The sequence below is a fragment of the Lacrimispora amygdalina genome, assembly GCF_900205965.1.
Classification (GTDB): Bacteria; Bacillota; Clostridia; order Lachnospirales; family Lachnospiraceae; genus Lacrimispora; species Lacrimispora amygdalina_A.
Genome location: NZ_OAOF01000003.1, coordinates 327,497 through 348,193 on the forward strand (window position 1 = coordinate 327,497; position 20,697 = coordinate 348,193).

Here is a 20,697-nt window from a genome sequence, read left to right on the forward strand (position 1 = left end):
ATATAATATTAATGATGTCAAGTTGCTTAATTAGTTACAAAATGTTATACTAAACTAAGCATAAATATAGGAGAAGGTAAAATGGAAAATATTTCATCAAATAGATTAAAAAGAAATAACTTGGCGTCAATAATTTATGTTTGCATTATATTAGGTGTTTTCCCATTAGTTTTTCATGATTATTATTTTGATATGCTAACATTTAAGTATCAATTTTATTATAGTATAACTTCAATATATTTGTGTTTTATAATTGTTAATAATATTGCAGATGCATTTATGAACAAGAGAATGAAATTTACCTATCATAATATATTTAAAAAATTAACTATGCCAGAATTAAGCATATTATTTTTTTTAATTATAGCTATATTATCAACCATACAATCAGATTTTTTTTATGAATCATTTTGGGGAAATGAAGGTAGATACACAGGACTTTTTACTTTGATTTTGTATGCGATTGGTACATTGTTTATAATAAGGTACTTGCATTTTAAAAACTGGATATTATATTTGTTTCTTTTTTCTGGCTTTCTAGTATGTTGTCTTGGAATAACAGATTATTATAAACTAGATATTTTGGGTTTTAAAGTTAACATAGCACCTACTCAATACAATATGTTTATGTCGACTATTGGAAACGTAAATACATATACCTCTTATGTGGCGTTAATAATGGCAGTTTCAGCGGTCATGTTCTCTACAGAAGAAACACACTGGAAAATTATATTATACTATTTTTGCATGGTTTGTAGCTTTTTTGCAATAATAATGGGACTTAGTGATAATTCATATCTTTCCCTTTTGACATTATTTGGATTCCTTCCACTATATTTGTTTGGTACTAAACGAGGTCTTAGAAGATACTTTCTTATTATAACAACATTATTAAGTGTTATATATATGATTATAAATATTAATAAAGCTTTTCCGGATAAGGTTTTGGAGATGCAGGGGATTATTGATCATATTCCTTTAACTGTATTAAAGGTCCTTTTGATATTTATGATTTGCATTACTGCCATAGCATATATTGTGAAATATTGGTTCAAAAGCGAAAACGATAATTTGGGTATGATATGGAGATATATATGGCTAGCGTTGCTGTTAGTTATAGTTGGAGTGATACTTTTTACGATGTATGATATAAATATAGCATTGAATAAAGACAGGTATGGGTCATTAACACAATACTTATTGTTTAATGATGATTGGGGAACGCATAGGGGGTTTAACTGGAGAATAGGAATGGAAAATTATAATCGTTTTTCTCCTATACATAAAATATTTGGTTACGGTCCTGATACTTATGGAATCATAACTCATTTTAATGATTATAAGGAGATGGCTGAAAAGTATAATGAAACATACGATAGCGCACATAATGAGTATTTGCAGTACTTTATAACGATGGGACCTTTAAGTCTTATATCTTATTTAGTATTTATAGCTTCATCTATAAGAGCTTTAATAAATAAATCCAAAGATAATATTTATGCCATTTCTATAATGTTTGCAGTTTTATGTTATTCAGTCCAAGCATTTGTTAATATTAGTGTTCCTATCGTTGCACCTATAATGTTTGTTTTGTTAGCCTCAGGGCTAGCTAAGATTAATTGGAATTTATCTGGAACCTCTAAGGAGAATCATTTTTAATGAAGAATTTGGAACAATATAAACGTCTGGTACGTATAACTGCATGCCTAATCTTATATATGGTCGAGATGTTTATGTATTATTATGTTTGGTGTACATATTATAATCATTTAATGCAGATACCATATTATCGGTTGGGTAATTGGATGTTGTTTTGCGTATATGGTATTGTGTTGATAATATTTGGATATATATATGGCGGTTTTAATGTTGGTGTAACAAAAGCATCAAATTTAATATATTCTCATTTTTTGGTTAGCTTATTCAGCAATATTGTAATGTATATTATTGGTACGTTAGTTATTAAATCGTTACACACCATTTATCCATTATTAGTTCTTACAGTGGTAGAATTAGTTGTTATAATTATATGGAGTAATATAATAACAAAAGTATATCAGAAAATATATCCTCCCAGAAAGGTGCTACTTATATATGGCGATAGACCTATTAGCGCTTTTATAGACAAGCTAAATAATAGGACTGATCGATTTGTTGTAGCAGAAACCGTAAATATACAAGATGAATTTCATGAAATAATAAAAAAAATAAACTTGTATAATGGAGTTATAATTGGTGATATACCAACAGAAAAAAGGAATAAGATCTTAAAGTATTGTTATGGCAGATCCATCAGAACCTATACCATTCCAAAATTATCTGATATATTACTTAAAAATTCAGAGTGCCTTCATATGTTTGATACTCCATTATTCCTGTCACGAAGTAGTGCGCTGACGATAGAACAATTATTCCTTAAAAGAATTATGGATATCATCATTTCATTAACAGCTATTATTGTTTCATCGCCGGTTATGCTAATTACAGCAATAGTCATTAAATGTTATGACCATGGTCCCATTATATTTGTCCAAGACCGTTATACAATCAATAAAAAAATTTTTAAAATATATAAATTTAGAAGTATGGTGGTTGATGCTGAAAAGAATGGGAGTGTTATTCCTGCTAAGGAAAATGACCCTAGAATTACCCCGGTCGGGAAGATTATTCGGATATTAAGAATAGATGAACTTCCCCAGTTATTTAATATACTCATGGGTCAGATGAGTTTAGTGGGACCTCGTCCAGAACGTGTGGAGCATGTACAGGAGTATAACAAAGAGATCCCAGAGTTTATATATCGTCTAAAGGTAAAAGGCGGATTAACTGGTTATGCACAGGTATATGGAAAGTATAATACTACGGCGTATGATAAATTAAAGTTGGATTTAATGTATATCGAGAATTATTCATTATTGCTTGATATTGAAATATTATTTAAAACGGTCAAGATTCTTCTGATAAAAGATAGTACAGAGGGATTTGATGAAGAAACTTCATGCACAATGGAAAAACAATTCAGCGAATCGAAAGAAGATAAAGAATATGATGAATGAGTGCAAGGTTTCTATCATAACAGTATGCTATAACAGTGAGTCAGTAATAGCAAATACAATGGAATCTGTTTTGAATCAGGATTATAGTAATATAGAGTATATTATTGTAGATGGAAAATCATCTGATAGTACTATGCAAATTATCGCTAAATTTAAAGAACGCTTTGAAAATAAAGGAATTGAGTTTAGGGCAATATCAGAGCCAGATCAGGGTATCTATGACGCGATGAATAAAGGAATATCAATGGCAACCGGTGATCTGATCGGGTTAATCAATAGTGGTGATTGGTATGAAAGCTGTGCAGTCAGTACTATGATAGAGTATTATATAAAGTATGGATTTGATATGTTTTATGCAGATATTAGAATCTTGCGTAAAGGCAAAACGATGATAAAAAAAGCTAAGCTGCAGAATTATGTAACTTCGCGGGACTGGAATCACCCCACCACATTTATTACAAAAGAAACATATCAGAATTTCAGATATGCATGCCGGGGAATTTATGATGACTGGGACTTGATTTTAAGAATCAGGCGAAGTGGGCGTAAGATCGTTATCTGCAATAAGGTTTTAGCTAACTTTACATTTGGGGGTATCAGCAATAGAAAGAACGTAAAAGATGCCTGGAGACGTTTTAATGAGCGATATAAGATATACCGGGATAATGGCTATAGCAAATGGTATATATTTGAGTGTTTATTGATGGAAACCGTTAAATACTTTGCAGCCTGATGAGGAGGACAAGATGACAGTAGGAGTGGATTTATCATTTATACGCCCAGATCACACAAATGGTGGTACGGAGTCTTGTATAAAAAATCTGATACGTGGCTGGATTATTAATGGAAAAATAAAAGAATTTATTTTTTTTGTTCATGAAGATATACACAAGGATTATAAAATGCTATTTCCGGAATGTCGCTTTATTTGTTATCGGATGGGAGGAAGCCATAAAGTAAGAACAACATGGTTTCAGACATTTATATTGCCTCGGCTTGTAAAAAAGTACAAGATTGATGTGCTATATTATCCAACCTACACCAGTGGATATTACCGCATCTTAGGCGTTCCTGTAGTGGTTAATCCTCACGATATTCAATATAAATTTTATCCGGAATATTTTTCTTTTCTTAAACGCTGGTATCTTAATTTGGGATATTCGCATTCTTTAAAAAAAGCGGATAGAATCATAGCGATATCTAATTACGTAAAGGATAGTTTACTTGAATTTTATGGTGATCAATGCGGAGATAAGATTCAGACAGTTTATGATCCAGTTGATTTTGACAGAAATCAGTCAATTCAGCCGAAGGGGATATCCCAGCCATATATATTAAGTGTTTCCTCTATCCAGAAACATAAGAATATGATAACATTAGTGCGAGCATTTGAGAGAATTCATGCTAAGATTCCACATCAGTTGGTTATTGTAGGATGTAAAGGGAATGGAATGGAGAAAATACAGGAATATCTGAAGGAAAAGAATATCTCAGATCGAATACTCTTTACTGATTATATTAAAAGTGAAGAGCTTGATTGGCTTTATGAAAACTGCAGTTTGTATGTGACGACTTCACTATATGAGGGGTTTGGAATGACGCCTATTGAAGCGATGGGAAGAGGTAAACCAACCATATCTTCTAAGTCTACCTCCCTGCCGGAGGTTACACGTAACAAGGCGTTTTATTACGAGCCGGCAGAAGATGATCGTGTCTTATCTGAATTAATGTTAGAGGTTATAGAAAAAGGCTTTAATCTTAACAATGCGAAAGAATTAATTGACTGTTATGACAAAAGCATTATATCAGCTCAACTATATAAGGTGTTTGAGGATTTATTATGAAGATACTATACTTAAACAATATCCCATCTCCATACCGAGTTGATTTTTTTAATGAGTTAGGAAAGCATTGTCAACTTACCGTTCTGTTTGAACGGCCAAACGCTTCAGACAGGGACAAGCGGTGGAAGGCAGAAGAAATCCGTAATTTTAAAGGTGTATTTTTGAAAGGAAAAAAAATAGGAACTGATGCAAGTTTTTGCCCAGGAGTGATCCAATACTTAAAAAAAGATTATGATGCGATCATTTTAGGGGGATACTCATCTCCGACTTATATGTTTGCCATGGAATATATGAAGCTTCGCAAAATCCCTTTCTTTATGAATGCAGATGGAGGTTTTATTAAGTCTGATACCTGGTTTATAAGAAAAATCAAAACGCATTATATTGGGTTAGCATCAGCATGGTTGAGCAGTGGTGGGGAGACAGATAAGTATCTGAAGTATTACGGAGCTGACGCTGATTATATATATCAATATTCGTTTTCATCTGTATCAGAAAAGCAAGTGTCACATCCGAATGAAGAAGAAAAGCGATGCTTAAAAGCGCAGTTAGGGATAATGGAGAGCAAAGTTGCTATTGCTGTAGGACAGTACATCCCGCGTAAAGGATTTGACTATTTGATTCAGGCAGCAGGAAAGATCCCAAAAGAATATGGCGTATTATTAATCGGAGGCCATGCGGGAGCAGAGTATAGTAAATTAAGAGATATGAGTTCTGCATCAAATGTACACTTTCTGGACTTTATGAAAAAAGAACAATTGAGTTTATATTATAGAGCTGCCGATATTTTTGTGTTTCCGACGAGAGAAGATATATGGGGACTGGTGCTTAATGAAGCGATGTCATATGGTCTGCCGTGCGTGGCTTCTGTAAAAGCAAATGCTTCTATTGAGTTGATTGAAGAGGATAAAAATGGTTATCTGATTGACCCTGAAAACGTAGATCTTATGGCAGAGCGAATGTTGAGGTTGTTCCAGGATGATAAGAAGCGTATCTGGATGGGAGCAAACGCTCTAAAAATAGCTCATAACTTTACAATTGAGAAAATGGCGCTGCAGCATATTGATATTATAAATAAATGGAAAAAATGCATGAATGGAGGATCTTGACATGCAAAGAACCAAAAGATCCATAACAAATGTATTTGTCACATTATCAACAAATGCCATTATATTAGTGACAGCATTTATCGTTCAAAAGATACTAATCATGAAATTAGGCTCCGATTACAATGGTATTAATGGTCTGTTTACCAGTGTCATATCTATGATGTCATTAACAGACCTTGGCATTGGGAGCGCGATAATCTATCACTTGTATCGTCCGGCAGCTAATGCTGATTATGATGTTATCTGTTCGTTATTGAGATTTTATAGAAACAGCTATATCTTAATTTCAATTGTAGTTTTAATAATAGGCTGTGTACTTTTGGGTTTCATCCCAGTAATTGTTGGGAATGTTGTTATTAACGATAATATATATTTGATTTTCTTGCTTTTTTTATTTGACTGCCTGGTATCTTACTTTCTTTCCTATAAGAAATCACTGTTATATGCTTATCAGTTAAATTATGTATTAGATGGAATCCACTTTATTTATTATATATTACAAAATGCAGCACAGATCTTTGTTCTTGTGTATTTTCAAAGTTTCATACTGTTTCTATTATTAAAGACCATATGTAAAATTATAGAGAATATAACAATATCAGTGTATATCAAAAAGCATTATTCTTTTACTGGGAACAGGCAGGTACTGCCTTTAGCGAATGATATAAGAAATGATATTTTTAAAAAGATAAAAGCTTTACTCTTTCACCGTTTGGGAAGGTTATTTATAACAGGAAGTGACAGTCTGGTAATAACAGGAGTATTAGGGATTCTGCAAATGAGTCTGTATACTAATTATCATTTGATTATAGGAGGAATAACTGCACTATTGAATAAGGTTTTTGAAACACTTACTTCAAGCGTTGGGAATTTTTTACTGGATAGTAATAAAAGTGAAAGATATGAAACATATCGAAAGATTGATTTTTTGAATTTTTGGTTTTTTGGTTGTGTGTCGGTTGTTCTTTATTCAGTTATGCAGCCGTTTATTTGTTTGTGGGTTGGAGAAAAGTATCTCTTTGGAAATATTACACTATTTTTCCTAGTAGTTAATTTTTATCAGGAGGGGATGAGAGCTTCTATACTTACATTTAAGGATGCTGCCGGGATTTATCATGAGGACCGGTACATACCAGTGATAGAAGCATCATTAAATGTAATCATTTCGTTGGTATTGGCGCATCAGATAGGGATTACAGGGGTATTCATTGGAACCATTGTTAGTTCAGGGATTGTATATTTTTACAGTTACCCCAAATATGTATGCAAACCTTTATTCAATATGAGTTGGTTGGACTATATTCGTCAAACACTAAAACATCTCATGACTGTTGTTTTTTGTATGTGGATGGTTCAGTTTGGGATATCCATGATACCGATAGGAAATCTAATGGTAACAATTATTTTTTCTGGTCTGATATCAATAGGAATCTTTCATGCTTTCTTGATTGCTTTTTTTGGAAGGGGCAGTGAAATGAAATATTTTTGGAACATACTTATGAAATTTATTAAGAGACAGAAAGAGGTGTAGTATGTTTGGGAAATTAAGAAGTCAATTTAAACCATATAAAGATTGGTTTTTTATGGCATACTTTTTGCCACTGGCTGGTTGTGTGGCAATGGGAATATCATCGGATCATATTATTTATAAATTATGTTTTTTATTGGGTCTAGTATTTTTGGCAGTAAAAGTATGGTTGACAGATTATGAGAAGTATGAAATCATTATTATGATGTTGTTTATAGCATTGTTAGGTTATGTTTTTTTTAGGACTAGAGAAAAATCTTTGATTATAACTACTATCACTATATTTGGCTGCAAGGATGTAGATACCAGAAGAGCGCTTAAGTATACATTATTTGTATACATAATAGGAGTGACGGTTCGTATGGGACTTTCTTGGTTGAAAATATTACCAGGAAAATATTTCACGGCATCAAAAAGTGGAATAAGGCAGATAATTTATGATTTTGGTTTCTCTAACCCTAACAGTGCTTACAACCATATTTTGATGATAAGCTTAATGGTTGTGGCAGTTTATAAAAATAAAATAAAGTGGTATCATTATATTCTGATGTCTTTCGCCATGGTTGCATTTTATAATATGTTTTTTAGTCGCACCGGAATTTTAACGTATATTATACTATGTGTATTTTTGCTTATGCTATTTACTGTGAATAGCAATAAAGTTAGAAAAGTGTTGGGGTTGTTGTACTTGTTCATACCATTATGTATAGCATCTCTAAGTTGTGTATTTTTATTGATGTATCGGAAGCATTTTGCTTATCTAGATAATCTAAATCAATACCTCACTAGAAGAATAGAACTGTCTTATAATGCAGTATGTGTTTCAGGTATTAATTTTTTTGGGTCTATAGATAAATCATGGAAACAACAATATTATGTTGACAATGCGTATATTAACCTTCTAATAAATTTTGGTGTTCTTATTTTTATAATTTGTATTTTAAGTTATTTAGTAAGTGCTTTTTATTATTGGAAAAATCAAGAGTATTATGTTTTAATTCTATTAGCAACCATGTCAATATATGCATTTATGGAATATTCACCTGTTAATATAACCTGGAATCCTATTCTTTTATATATTGCTGATGGTATTTTTAAAACTTATAGGACACAGAATGTAATATCTCATTATGATTAGAAAAGTGGTCTTTGGCTAAGATTTATTAATTATTATTTTTTGATTCAATTTTTAATTGCTATTTTGGGAGTGTTAATTTCTTGTCGTAACGTGTAGTCTTTTAATATTATTAGGATTTTGGCTAAAGACCCAAAGCAGGAACTCAATAATTATGATGTAGGGATAAATGACTAAGGTTAATAAAAAAATATCATTTAATCAATTCGATGGAATTCGTTATATTATTACGAGAGTTATGTATATAACAGTGATCGTAGAAATAACGAGAGGTAGGAGGGCGAATGAAAGAAATGAAGAGATTGCTAGAATATGCCCATTAGATTATATCTAATATGGTATTAAAGTGTCATTTGTTAGTGGAACCAGCGAAAGGTTTTCTAAACTTATCTAAAGCAACTGCCATTTGCAAAATATCGGTTTACAGTGAGTATTATAGAAGCTAAGCGTAAATCATGGAATTACTTCATAGAAAATGTCAATAGTATGAATGGAGGCTCAGGAGAGCCTGAGTTTAGAAAATCAATAAGCTGGGTTGCATAAATAAGTGGGTATCATACTTGGTTGAAGTTATTGTTACAGTTAAAAAGGTCAGTAGCCAAGTTTATGTCTTATCCAAAAGTACGGAGTAGGTCCATTTTCTTGAAGATAAAGAAAGAGAGCCAAGTTTGATGAACATAGGAAAGTATGGCAAAATAATAAAGAAAATTTGAATTTATTATATATGAGAATTAAAAAAATATAAATTTCCCGTACTAATACAAATACGTACTTTAATTAATTTGAAACTAAGAAGTCAGAGATATAATTACAAAAAAATATTTAATTTTTCTCTGGAATAGGAGGTGATAATTTGAAGAAGAAACTTTTAATTTATGCTCATTATTACATACCAGATACGGCATCCACTGGTCAAATTTTGGCAGAACTTGCAGAAGGTCTCCAAGACCAGTTTGATGTTACAGTTATCTGTGTAATACCATCTTATGGTGGGAAAATTGAAGATAAATATAAAACTAAGAATTATTACTTTGAAAAAATAAGAGGCGTGAATATAATTAGGGTTCGCGTACCTGATTTCAGTAAGACAAATAAAATGAGTCGCATTAAAAATATCGCAGCATATTTCTTCAGAGCAATGGGTGTAACTAAGAAGATTGGCAGGCAAGATTATGTTTTGGCCGTAAGTCAACCTCCAGTGCTTGGTGGATTGCTTGGGGTGTATGGAAAATGGAAACTTAAGAAGGCTAAATTGATTTATCAAATTCAGGACTTTAACCCTGAACAAATTATAGCGGTTGGTTATCTGAAAAGCAGACCGTTATTGTGGTTGTTAGGTAAGTTAGATGATTTTTCCTGTAAGCAAGCTGATCTTGTTATTACTGTAGGCCGCGATTTAGTTGAAACGGTGGAGAAGCGTTTTAGAAAAAATCTTAAGCACATGCCTAAAGTGGTACTAATTAATAACTGGATTGATGAGAAAGAAATTTATCCGTTGGAGGTAAAACACCCTCGTTTAGTCAAATTCAAGGAAAAGTATGGACTGACTGATAAGTTTGTAATTTGTTATTCAGGTAATCTTGGTCACTATTATGATCTTATGAATTTGCTAAAGGTTGTAGAGAAGTTTAAACCAGATACGGTTACTCCCCCTAGTGAGAAGTATCTGAATGGTAGAGAAGTAATTTTCGCCTTTATTGGTGCCGGCTCCTTACTGGATTTTATGAAGCAATACGTGGCTGACCATAATATGACAAATGTTATCTTCATTCCATATCAGGAAAAAGAAGATCTCATTTATTCTTTAAACGCTGGAGATATTCATTGGTGTGTTAATGCTAAAGGCATAAAAGGTGTTAGCTGTCCGTCAAAATATTACGGCATAGCTGGAGTCGGAAAACCTGTGCTTGGCGTGCTGGAAAAGGGTAGTGAGATAAGATGCATTATTGAAGAAACAAATGGTGGGCTAGTTTGTACGCCTGGTGAGTATCAAAAGGTGGAAGAGAACCTTCGCTGGTTTATCAGACACGCTGGTACTATAGAAATGGCGAAGATGGGGAAAAGAAGCAGGGAGTATCTTTTAAATAACCTTACAAGAGAAAAGTCCATCTCTAAATATGCTGAGGAGATATTGAAACTCTAATTACATATGGCTTTAATATTAAAAATAAATTTTGTAGATATTTAGGAAGGGAGCATCATGTATAAAAAAATTGCAGTGGCAGGTACCGGTTATGTTGGTCTTTCAATAGCTATATTGTTAGCGCAACATAATCATGTTATGGCTGTGGATATAATCCCGGAGAAAGTAGAACTTATCAATAACAAAAGATCTCCAATTCAGGATGAATATATTGAGAATTATCTGGCAAAAAAGGAACTTGACCTGACCGCTACTCTGGCTGGTAATTTGGCGTACTCAACAGCGGATTTTGTTGTTATAGCAGCTCCAACCAATTATGACAGTCATAAAAATTATTTTGATACATCGGCTGTTGAAGTCGTCATCAAACTGGTGACGGAAATAAATCCGAATGCCATCATAGTTATAAAGAGTACTATTCCAGTTGGATACACAGAGTCAATAAGAGCGAAGACTGGAAATAAAAATATCATTTTCAGTCCAGAGTTTTTAAGAGAGTCAAAGGCACTGTATGATAATTTATATCCAAGCCGTATTATCGTGGGAACAGATATGAGAGATAAGCGACTTGTAGAAGCAGCTCATACTTTTGCGGACTTGCTTAAAGAGGGTGCTATGAAAGAAAACATTGATACACTATTTATGGGCTTCACAGAAGCAGAAGCAGTCAAGTTGTTTGCTAATACTTATCTTGCTTTAAGAGTATCTTACTTTAATGAATTGGATATATACGCTGAGATGAAAGGGCTAGATACTAAGGCCGTTATACAAGGAGTGGGATTAGATCCAAGAATTGGTACACACTACAATAATCCTTCTTTTGGTTACGGTGGTTACTGCCTACCGAAAGATACGAAACAATTGTTAGCGAACTATGCGGATATACCGCAAAATATGATGTCTGCTATCGTTGAGAGCAACAAAACAAGAAAAGATTTTATTGCTGATCGTGTTCTTAAAATGGCTGGATATTATAGCTATGAGAAAGATAACCAGTACTGTAAAAGTATAGAAAAAACGGTTGTGATTGGTGTTTTTAGATTAACTATGAAAAGCAATTCCGATAATTTTCGGCAGAGTTCTATTCAGGGAATTATGAAGCGAATTAAAGCGAAGGGTGCTATGGTAATTATCTACGAACCCACTTTGCAAGATGGTGAGACTTTCTTTGGAAGTAAGATCGTAAATGATATGGCTGAGTTCAAGAAGGAATCCGTTGCTATAATTGCAAATAGGTATGATAGTTGTCTGGATGATGTGAAGGAAAAAGTTTATACGAGAGATATTTTCCGGAGAGATTAGATAAAGGAAGCGATAGTAATATTGTTCACTAGAAAGGACTCACTATGAACTGTAATTGGTTTAAGATTGTTATGAAATTGAATAATATTGAATATGGAAAAAAACTTAAGTTGAAGGGAGTTCCGGTTATCTTTAATAAGTCTGGTGCAAAGTTAAGGATAGGTGACAATGTTACAGTTAAAAGTAGTTTTTTAAGCAACTTGGTGGGAATATACAGTCGTACCATTATTGTTACGAGAACACCAGGGGCTGAAATTATTATTGGTGATAATGTAGGCATTTCTGGTGCGACTATTTATGCACGTAAAGGTATATATATCGGTGACAGCACCGCAATCGGAGGAAACTGCAAAATTTTGGATAATGACTTCCATCCCATTGATGCAGAAAAGAGATTGAAATTATTAAGTGATGTGAATGGTGGCGATAGTGATATGATTATGAGCAGAGAGATACACATCGGTAGAAACTGTTTTATTGGTTGTAATAGTATTATTTTGAAAGGCACTGTTCTAGGTGATGGTTGTGTTGTAGGGGCTGGAGCTGTGGTTGCAGGAAAGTTTGGAGCCAATTGTGTAATAGCTGGAAATCCGGCAAAAGTGATAAAGAAGTTAAAAGATTAATCATAAGTTGAAATAAATGTATTAAGAATAGTATATAACATTATGGAATTTGACTATGGGCTGTCTTTGTTTTGCTTCTTTGATTTTTGTAAGGCTTTCGGAAATATAAATATTCTTGAAATGAAGCCTTTTGTAACCACACTTAAAATTGTATTTTTCAAAGTGATTGATATTATGCTACAAACTTAGGAGGTGATACTTCATGGTAGATTTAACTATTATTATCCTGACAAAGAATGAAGAACAGAATATAGAAAAGTGCATATCTTCTTTCAAGAGTATTGCGAGACGTGTGGTCATTATAGATAGTTATAGCATAGACGATACCGTTGAAAAGGCAAAAGAACTAGGAGCAGAGGTATTTGAACATCCGTTTGAGAATCATGCTGCACAGTTCAATTGGGCTCTTGAGAACATCAATCTTAACACACAATGGGTTGCTAAGATTGATGCTGATGAGGAGTTTACACCAGAATTAGCAACTGAAATTGAGAAAAAATTAGACAAGCTACCTAATAATGTGAATGGAATTATTCTACGTCGGCGGGTCTATTTCATGGGACGTTGGTTGAAGCATGGTGGAAAGTATCCTGAATTATTGTTGCGAATTTTTCGCGTTGGACATGGTATGTCTGAAATAAAGATGATGGATGAACATCTTATTATCACTGATGGAGAGGTTGTACAGTTTAAGAATGATTTCAGCGATAACAATAACAAGAACGTTGAATGGTGGATAAATAAACATAACTGGTATTCCAACAAGGAGGTGTTAGACCTACAGATGAAAAAAAATAAAGATCAATTTCTGAGCGGGACTGTCACATCCACACAAGCAAAGATAAAACGTTTGATTAAGAGCAATGGTTACTACTTTTTACCGAAGTTTATTAGAGCGCACATTTACTTTATTTATAGATATTATTTTTGCCTAGGGTTTCTGGATGGTATAGAAGGAAAAATCTACACGTTCTTACAGGCATATTGGTATAGATATCTTGTGGATGTTAAATTGTATGAGTGTGAAAAATTAGGAGTTGTCATAGAAAAACAAGGTGCATTAGAAGCGAAATCAAACTCACCTAATAAAGTATAGCTTTGCCCTTCTTTTATTAAAGAATGTTTTTGCAGTCGCTATATTAGTCGTTACCGAAAGTTGGCTGACAAATTTAGAAAACTTTATGTGACGATTGATCAAAAGTGGTGTCATAATCCTGTATATATACAGACCTGAAAATTTCTTAAATGATAAGTACTGTGTGAACTGTAAATTATAAGTTGGCAGATGAAGCTTTAAAAGAATACTAGTTAATTCTTAAAATGATCTTAATATTATAATTGAATAGATTCTGAATTATAGTATATAATTGGTATAGCGAATTTAAGTTTAGTATAGGCGAATTGGTCTGTCCTTTTATTTTTTAATGTACGATTGCTAGTAAAAAGTGATGCAGATTAAAAAAGAGAGTTTGAGTTATGAGGAAAGGGATAAGATGCGAAGACTGTTAGTATTGATTAGGAATATATTATCTATTCCATATAGAATTTTTTGTACACATATTGCGGTAATCGCTGTACTTCAAGAAGCCGTGGTAGATAAGAATGCAGCTATTTGTTCTGGAGTGAAGTTTTACCGAGGAAAGCTTGGTAAGTATTCATATATTGGTAACAATAGCTTTGTTACAGATACAGAAATAGGGAATTTCACTTCAATATCTATGAATTGCTATATAGGTGGAACTGCACATCCTACAGAGTGGGTCTCAACATCACCGGTATTCCACAAATGGGGAAATGTCATGAAGAAGAATTTCTCACGTCATGAGTTCGAAATCTTTAAGCGTACAATCATAGGTAACGATGTATGGATTGGAAACCGTGTAATGATAAAGGCTGGTGTTAGCGTGGGCGATGGTGCAGTTATTGGCATGGGCTCGATAGTTACAAAAGATATAGGAGCTTATGAAATTTGGGCTGGTAATCCGGCTAAGATGATTAGAAAACGCTTTGATGATGAAATGATATCTAAATTGGAGGAAATCAAATGGTGGGAATGGTCAGACGAAAAATTATTTAATTACGCAGAAGAATTCGTTTCACCAAAAGAGCTTTTTAGAAGTATGGAGGAGTAGCCCGTGAAGATAGTTCATATGTGTCTGGGGTGTTTTTTCCCAGATAATTATTCTTATCAAGAAAATATGCTACCTAAGTTCCATAAAGAACTTGGTTATGAAGTAGAAGTAATTGCATCTTTAATGACTTTTGATAAAGATGGTAAAAGCACATTTTTGAAAAAGGGAGTTATTTATCAAAATGAATATGACATTAAAGTGACTCGGTTGGATTATAAAACTCCGTTGAAGGTTTACCGGAAGCTAAAACGCTACAATGGAACAATTGGAGCGCTTGAAAAAGCTAAACCTGATATTTTATTTATTCATGGTTGTCAGTTTATGGATATCGATGAGACTGTAAAGTATGTGAAATCAAATCCTGGAGTGAAGGTTTATGTAGATAATCACGCTGATTTTTCTAACAGTGCGAGAAACTGGTTTTCTAAGAATATTCTTCATAAAATGCTCTGGAGATATACTGCTCATATTATAGAACCTTATACAAGTAAATTTTATGGTGTGCTTCCAGCAAGAGTCGATTTCCTTGAACATATTTATAACCTTCCGAAAGATAAGTGTGAGCTCCTAGTTATGGGTGCCGACGATGATAAGGTAGAGGCGGCTAATAGGCCAGAAATAAGGAAAGAAATTCGAGAAAAATATGGGATAACAAAAGATGATTTTCTTATTATGACAGGAGGTAAGATAGATTCATTTAAAACTCAGACACTTTTACTCATGGAGGCTGTAGCAAAGATTAAAAACCCAAAGGTTAAGCTACTAGTGTTTGGCTCTGTGACACCTGATTTGAAAGAAAGATTTAATAAATTATGTGTAGAGGAAAAAGTGATTTATGTGGGCTGGGTGAAAGCAGAGAATTCATATTCTTATTTAACTGCAGCTGATTTACTAGTTTTTCCTGGCAGACATTCAGTATTCTGGGAGCAGGCATGCGGACAGGGTAAGCCTATGCTTGTTAAGTATTGGGATGGCACCACACATGTTGATTTGGGAGGAAATATAGGTTTTCTTTATAAAGATAGTGCAAACGAGATATATGAAAAAATTAAAGAATTAACAGATTTCCCTGAAAAGTTTGAAGCAATGAAAGCTGTTGCCGAGAGTAAAGGAATGGAAGTGTTCTCTTATAAAAAGATTGCAGAAAGGTGCCTCCAATAAAATATGAATGTTGTTAATAAGCTTGACCATGTAAGAAAGATTAAAAATAGAAAAATAAAGTCAGTAGCTTATAGAATAAACAAGCTACTGCTTAATTCACTGTATCCTGTTTCAACTAGATTTAAATATGGAATTGATGAAAAATCAGATATTATTATTTCATTAACTTCTTTTCCTGCAAGAATAAACACTGTTTGGATTACAATACAGACTTTATTGAATCAGACTGTTAAACCTAAAAAATTGATTTTGTGGTTGGCAGAAGAACAGTTTATAAATAAAGAGAAAGACTTGCCCCATAAACTGTTAAAGCAAAAAGAATATGGATTAACCATTAAGTTTTGTGATGATCTTCGTCCTCATAAAAAGTACTTTTATGCAATGCAGCAGTATCCAAAGTGTGCTATTATAACAGTTGATGATGATATTTTTTATCCGGAAACATTAGTAGAAGAACTGCAGAAGCTATCGAAAAAGTATCCAGATACGGTATGTTGCACATGGGCACATGAGATTACATTCGAGAATGGCGAGATAGCGCCATATGGACAATGGAGCTATGGAGTAAATGGGTATGAACCAAACATGAAACTTATTCCTATTGGTTGTGGTGGTGTGTTGTATCCTGCCTCAATTTTACCAATGGAAACTTATGACAAAGAAACAATTAAAAAGATATGTTTAAATTCAGATGACTTATGGCTAAAGGGTATGTCTGTTTTAAATGATGTTCCTGCTGTTAGAATAAGAAAGGAACCATTAATATATTATTCACTCGTCAATACAAAGTCAAGTGGTCTTTATGTAACTAATATTGGACAGGATAGAAATGATATAGCCTTAAGAAAAATTATAGAAATTTTTCCAAAGGTGAATGAAAAGCTGTTATATAAATAGATTAGAAAAAGAAGGAGTAACATTCTTGTGGGTTCAAAAACAATGAAGAGAATTTGTTGGCTGTGCATTTTTTTATGTTCATTGGGAATATCATTTTTTTCAATTAGATTAGGTTCAATAGCGCTTGATAATTCCAAATTTGCTTTTTTGATTTTGTTAATTTCAATAATAATCTGGTGCCTTAGTTCAAAACACGCGATACTTAAAATAAAAAGAGATTTTTGTGGTCATATTCAAATTTTTATGTTTATTTGGTTTATCTATGGTCTTATTAATGTTTTCTTCGTAAAAGAAATATATGAATATTTAGCAAATTTAATTGCTCTTTTTGAGGGATTAGTAGCAACTATAGCTTTTTGTACATTTTTTGATAAGTTGGATGACATTATTGTTTCAATGAAGGCTTTTCTAATTGCAGGCGTGATTCATAATATTATAGGTTGGCAAGAATACATTACTGGTAATTATAGATTTGTTAATGAAGACATTGTATATGCCTTTAGAAGAACGAGAAACCCGGTTTCCTCATTTGGTAACTGCAATGATTTCGCGACTTTTATATTCTTTGTTCTTTTTATCTCAATAATACTTGTGTTAATATCCAAGAAAAAAATAGCAAAAATATTATATTTTGGAATAGCCGCCTCTTCTGTGTTAATGATTGTTTTTTCTGGATCCCGTGCGAATATGCTCGCTACATTTATAACTGCATTTATTTTAATTGTGTATATGGTATTTAAATCAAGCGGTAGAAAAGGATTAAAATATTTATTATTAGCAATATTAACAATTTTTTTAGGAATTATTATTGGTTTATATAACGGTTTACAGTATATTATATTGAATTTTTTTAATGATCCAGGAACTGTTAGCTCTAATTCTGAGAGGATAAAGTTGATTTTAAATGGTATTTATTTTTTAAAAGATTCCTTTGGCTTAGGGATAGGTGCAGGAAGTGTTGACTATTGGTTACAGAATTTAGCTAGATATCCTGTAACTGTTCATAAATTACACAATTGGTTCTTAGAAATCCTGACCTCTTACGGAATATTTATTTTTGTTGGATATATGTGGTCATATTGGAAATTAATTAAAAGAAATATATATATAGCCTGTAAAATTAAAAATGAAAAAGAAAAATGGACCTCTCTGTGCTTTGGAATATTGCTAATAGGGTATGTATTGTCCTCTATTAGTGATGGGTCAAATTTTCTACATATTTGGTTGTGGTGTTTTTGGGGGGTTGCTATTGCAAAGTGTAATATATCACCCAACTTTCAGAAAGGTAAATAACTATGATATACTTATTAATGAACAATGGTGGACTAGGAAATCAAATGTATCAATATGCGTTTGCAAGAAAGCTGCAAAAATTATATGGTGACCAGATATGTTGCGATGTAAGTAAGTTTGCATATAAAGAATCATCTGCAACTAAAAGACCATTTGCGTTGGATAATTTTATGTTGACAAATAATTTGAATATTGGAGTCTTTTCTTTTAGACGATTAGTATGTAAATTAAAGCAAAAATTGAATAAATATGAAAAAGATAATGAAAAATTGGCAAGAAAAGGGTTATTTATACCTAACTCTTATATGGATTATTATCCAACTGAAATTTGTTTATCAAAAAATAAATATGTAAAGGGTCTATTTCAATCTCATCGATGTTTTGATGATATTAAGGATATATTAAGAGCTGATTTTGTGTTAAAAGAGAAATCATCAATATCAGTACTGGTCTTACAGGAAGAAATCAAAAAGGTTAATTCAGTATGTGTTCATTGGAGACGAGGCGATTATCTTGAGGCTCAATATGCACATCTTAATATTTGTAATTTGGATTATTATAAAAGGGCAATGGATGCAGCTTTAAAGGAGTTAGTAAACCCTGTTTTTTATATTTTTACTAATTCTATAGATGACGCTAATTACATTAAAAACAACTATAAATTTCCATATTGTATAAAATATATAAATCTGGAATTAATTGATACTTGTCATTCTGATTTAGATGATTTTATCTTAATGAAATCTTGCAGACATTTTATTATTTCTAATAGCACATTTAGTTGGTGGGCGCAGTATTTAAATGATAATAATAATAAATTAGTTTATGCTCCTTCAATCTGGATGAGAAGTAATATAGATACTTCTGAGTTATATCAGGATGATTGGAAGATTATAGACATTGGGGATAAAACCATTGAATAGAGGAAAAAGCATATATAACAATAGTTTTATGGGATTATTAAGTCAAATTATAACATTATTTTTCACTTTTCTAACTAGAACAATATTTATCAAATATATTGGATCTGAAATATTGGGAATTAACGGAACTTTTACATCTATTCTTAATACATTAGCATTATCTGAGTTGGGATTTCAATCCGCAGTTGCATTTAATTTATATAAACCTATATATGAAAAAGATACAATACTCATAAATTCTGTGATGAATGTATTTAAATTGATATATAGATGTATTGGAATATTTTTTATTTTGACTTCTCTTTTGATTATGCCATTTCTAAGCTTTTTTATTAAAGGTATTGAAATTACAAATGATATATATATATTTTTTTTATTGCAAGCAGTAGCATCTGCGAGTACATATTTTTTTGCATATAAACGCACTTTATTATACGCCGATCAACATGATTATATATCTAAAGCGATAGATATGTTAGTTAATACTTTAATAAATATTGTTCAATGTATTATCATTATTAAGCTAAAAAGCTATTATCTATACCTTGTATTAAAAATTGGACAGTCAATAATTTCGAATATAATTGTGCATATATATAGTTCTCATAAGCATCCATATTTACATTCAGAGCATTTGAATAAGAAGATATTTAAAGTAATATTGAATGATGCAAAAAATGTTTTTGCTGGTAGGATTGCTTCATATATTTACACGTCAACTGATAATTTAATAATTTCTGCTTTTGTGGGAACATCAATGGTTACATGGTTTGTAAATTATACCACTATAACAAACAGTATTAAAAATCTAACAAATAGCATACTGAGCCCTTTGATTCCTATAATTGGAAGCTACCTTGTGGATGAATATGACAATAAAAAAAAGGAAGAAACATTTCTAATATATACGCATATTCGGTATATATTAGCAATGATTTTAGTAGTTCCCTTTTTTTTATTAATTGATGATTTTATTGTTATGTGGGTTGGTAATGAGTATGTAATGCCAAGAGCGGTTCCTATTCTATTGGGCGTTGATTTTTATATACATTTGGTACATAGTGCAACAGCTGACTTTATAAATGGTGCAGGTTTATTTAGAATGGAAAGAAATATAGAGATATTGGGTGCTACAACTAATATTTTATCATCGCTCATATTAGTAGGTTTTTGGGGTATACCTGGAGTTTTAATAGGAACAGTCATTAGTCAAATGATTTTCTGGATTGGACGGAGTTGGGTGGTATATAGATTTTGTTTAAAACAGAATATAGGAAGATATCTTAAATACTGGTGGCGAAATATGATATATGCTTTTATATTAGTTGGAACTGTGTTTATATGCACGAGAGCTAGTGATTATTTATCTATCTCAAATAAGCTAGTGCGATTTCTTATGGTTGGTTCTTTATGCGAACTCATTGTAGTGATTATTTTAATTATATTAATGACTGAACTTAGAGAACAAAAGATAATATTTAAAATGGCAATAAAATTATTGAAAAAACATTAATGAAATTGGAAAGAGGTATGAAAATTGAATTATAGATT

At 32.1% G+C, this 20,697-nt stretch carries 17 protein-coding genes; all 17 read left to right on the forward strand.

Translation table 11 applies throughout. From position 1 onward, the window contains the following. Positions 1-81: 81 nt before the first annotated feature. The 17 genes from CRO04_RS06370 (at position 82) to CRO04_RS06450 (ending at position 20,659) form a co-directional block, all read left to right on the forward strand. The gene (locus CRO04_RS06370) at positions 82-1,659 is read left to right on the forward strand and encodes an O-antigen ligase family protein (RefSeq protein ID WP_097003392.1); all 1,578 of its coding nucleotides are present in this window, start codon (positions 82-84) and stop codon (positions 1,657-1,659) included. Further along, positions 1,659-3,056 carry a sugar transferase gene (locus tag CRO04_RS06375; protein ID WP_097003393.1) on the forward strand — a complete coding sequence of 466 codons (1,398 nt, stop codon included), beginning with the start codon at positions 1,659-1,661 and terminating at the stop codon, positions 3,054-3,056. The genes CRO04_RS06370 and CRO04_RS06375 overlap by 1 nt, the downstream gene beginning before the upstream one ends. Continuing rightward, positions 3,046-3,789 carry a glycosyltransferase family 2 protein gene (locus CRO04_RS06380; protein WP_242974360.1) on the forward strand — a complete coding sequence of 248 codons (744 nt, stop codon included), beginning with the start codon at positions 3,046-3,048 and terminating at the stop codon, positions 3,787-3,789. The genes CRO04_RS06375 and CRO04_RS06380 overlap by 11 nt, the downstream gene beginning before the upstream one ends. Before the next feature lie 13 nt (positions 3,790-3,802). Beyond that, positions 3,803-4,900 carry a glycosyltransferase family 4 protein gene (locus tag CRO04_RS06385; protein ID WP_097003394.1) on the forward strand — a complete coding sequence of 366 codons (1,098 nt, stop codon included), beginning with the start codon at positions 3,803-3,805 and terminating at the stop codon, positions 4,898-4,900. Then, a complete protein-coding gene (locus CRO04_RS06390; RefSeq protein WP_097003395.1) occupies positions 4,897-6,009 on the forward strand; it encodes a glycosyltransferase family 4 protein in 1,113 nt (370 codons plus the stop codon). The genes CRO04_RS06385 and CRO04_RS06390 overlap by 4 nt, the downstream gene beginning before the upstream one ends. A 1-nt stretch (position 6,010) precedes the next feature. Continuing rightward, the gene (locus tag CRO04_RS06395) at positions 6,011-7,540 is read left to right on the forward strand and encodes a lipopolysaccharide biosynthesis protein (protein ID WP_097003396.1); all 1,530 of its coding nucleotides are present in this window, start codon (positions 6,011-6,013) and stop codon (positions 7,538-7,540) included. A 1-nt stretch (position 7,541) separates the two neighbouring features. After that, positions 7,542-8,675, forward strand: coding sequence for a hypothetical protein (locus CRO04_RS06400; RefSeq protein WP_097003397.1), 1,134 nt, complete (start codon positions 7,542-7,544; stop codon positions 8,673-8,675). Positions 8,676-9,525: 850 nt separating this feature from the next. Continuing rightward, positions 9,526-10,815 carry a glycosyltransferase family 4 protein gene (locus CRO04_RS06405; protein ID WP_097003398.1) on the forward strand — a complete coding sequence of 430 codons (1,290 nt, stop codon included), beginning with the start codon at positions 9,526-9,528 and terminating at the stop codon, positions 10,813-10,815. 57 nt (positions 10,816-10,872) lie between these two features. Then, a complete protein-coding gene (locus tag CRO04_RS06410; RefSeq protein WP_097003399.1) occupies positions 10,873-12,117 on the forward strand; it encodes a nucleotide sugar dehydrogenase in 1,245 nt (414 codons plus the stop codon). A 44-nt stretch (positions 12,118-12,161) separates the two neighbouring features. Next, positions 12,162-12,740, forward strand: coding sequence for an acyltransferase (locus CRO04_RS06415; protein WP_097003400.1), 579 nt, complete (start codon positions 12,162-12,164; stop codon positions 12,738-12,740). Positions 12,741-12,942: 202 nt separating this feature from the next. Further along, the gene (locus tag CRO04_RS06420) at positions 12,943-13,836 is read left to right on the forward strand and encodes a glycosyltransferase family 2 protein (RefSeq protein ID WP_097003401.1); all 894 of its coding nucleotides are present in this window, start codon (positions 12,943-12,945) and stop codon (positions 13,834-13,836) included. Between the two features lie 397 nt (positions 13,837-14,233). Then, a complete protein-coding gene (locus tag CRO04_RS06425) occupies positions 14,234-14,872 on the forward strand; it encodes a CatB-related O-acetyltransferase (protein WP_207654407.1) in 639 nt (212 codons plus the stop codon). Between the two features lie 3 nt (positions 14,873-14,875). Beyond that, positions 14,876-16,033 carry a glycosyltransferase family 4 protein gene (locus tag CRO04_RS06430; RefSeq protein WP_097003403.1) on the forward strand — a complete coding sequence of 386 codons (1,158 nt, stop codon included), beginning with the start codon at positions 14,876-14,878 and terminating at the stop codon, positions 16,031-16,033. A gap of 3 nt (positions 16,034-16,036) precedes the next feature. Continuing rightward, a complete protein-coding gene (locus CRO04_RS06435) occupies positions 16,037-16,930 on the forward strand; it encodes a glycosyltransferase (protein ID WP_097003404.1) in 894 nt (297 codons plus the stop codon). Positions 16,931-16,957: 27 nt separating this feature from the next. Next, the gene (locus tag CRO04_RS06440) at positions 16,958-18,223 is read left to right on the forward strand and encodes an O-antigen ligase family protein (protein ID WP_097003405.1); all 1,266 of its coding nucleotides are present in this window, start codon (positions 16,958-16,960) and stop codon (positions 18,221-18,223) included. A gap of 2 nt (positions 18,224-18,225) precedes the next feature. Then, a complete protein-coding gene (locus CRO04_RS06445) occupies positions 18,226-19,146 on the forward strand; it encodes an alpha-1,2-fucosyltransferase (protein ID WP_097003406.1) in 921 nt (306 codons plus the stop codon). Further along, on the forward strand, positions 19,139-20,659 hold the full coding sequence (locus tag CRO04_RS06450; protein ID WP_097003407.1) for a lipopolysaccharide biosynthesis protein: 1,521 nt from the start codon (positions 19,139-19,141) through the stop codon (positions 20,657-20,659). The genes CRO04_RS06445 and CRO04_RS06450 overlap by 8 nt, the downstream gene beginning before the upstream one ends. Positions 20,660-20,697: the final 38 nt, after the last annotated feature.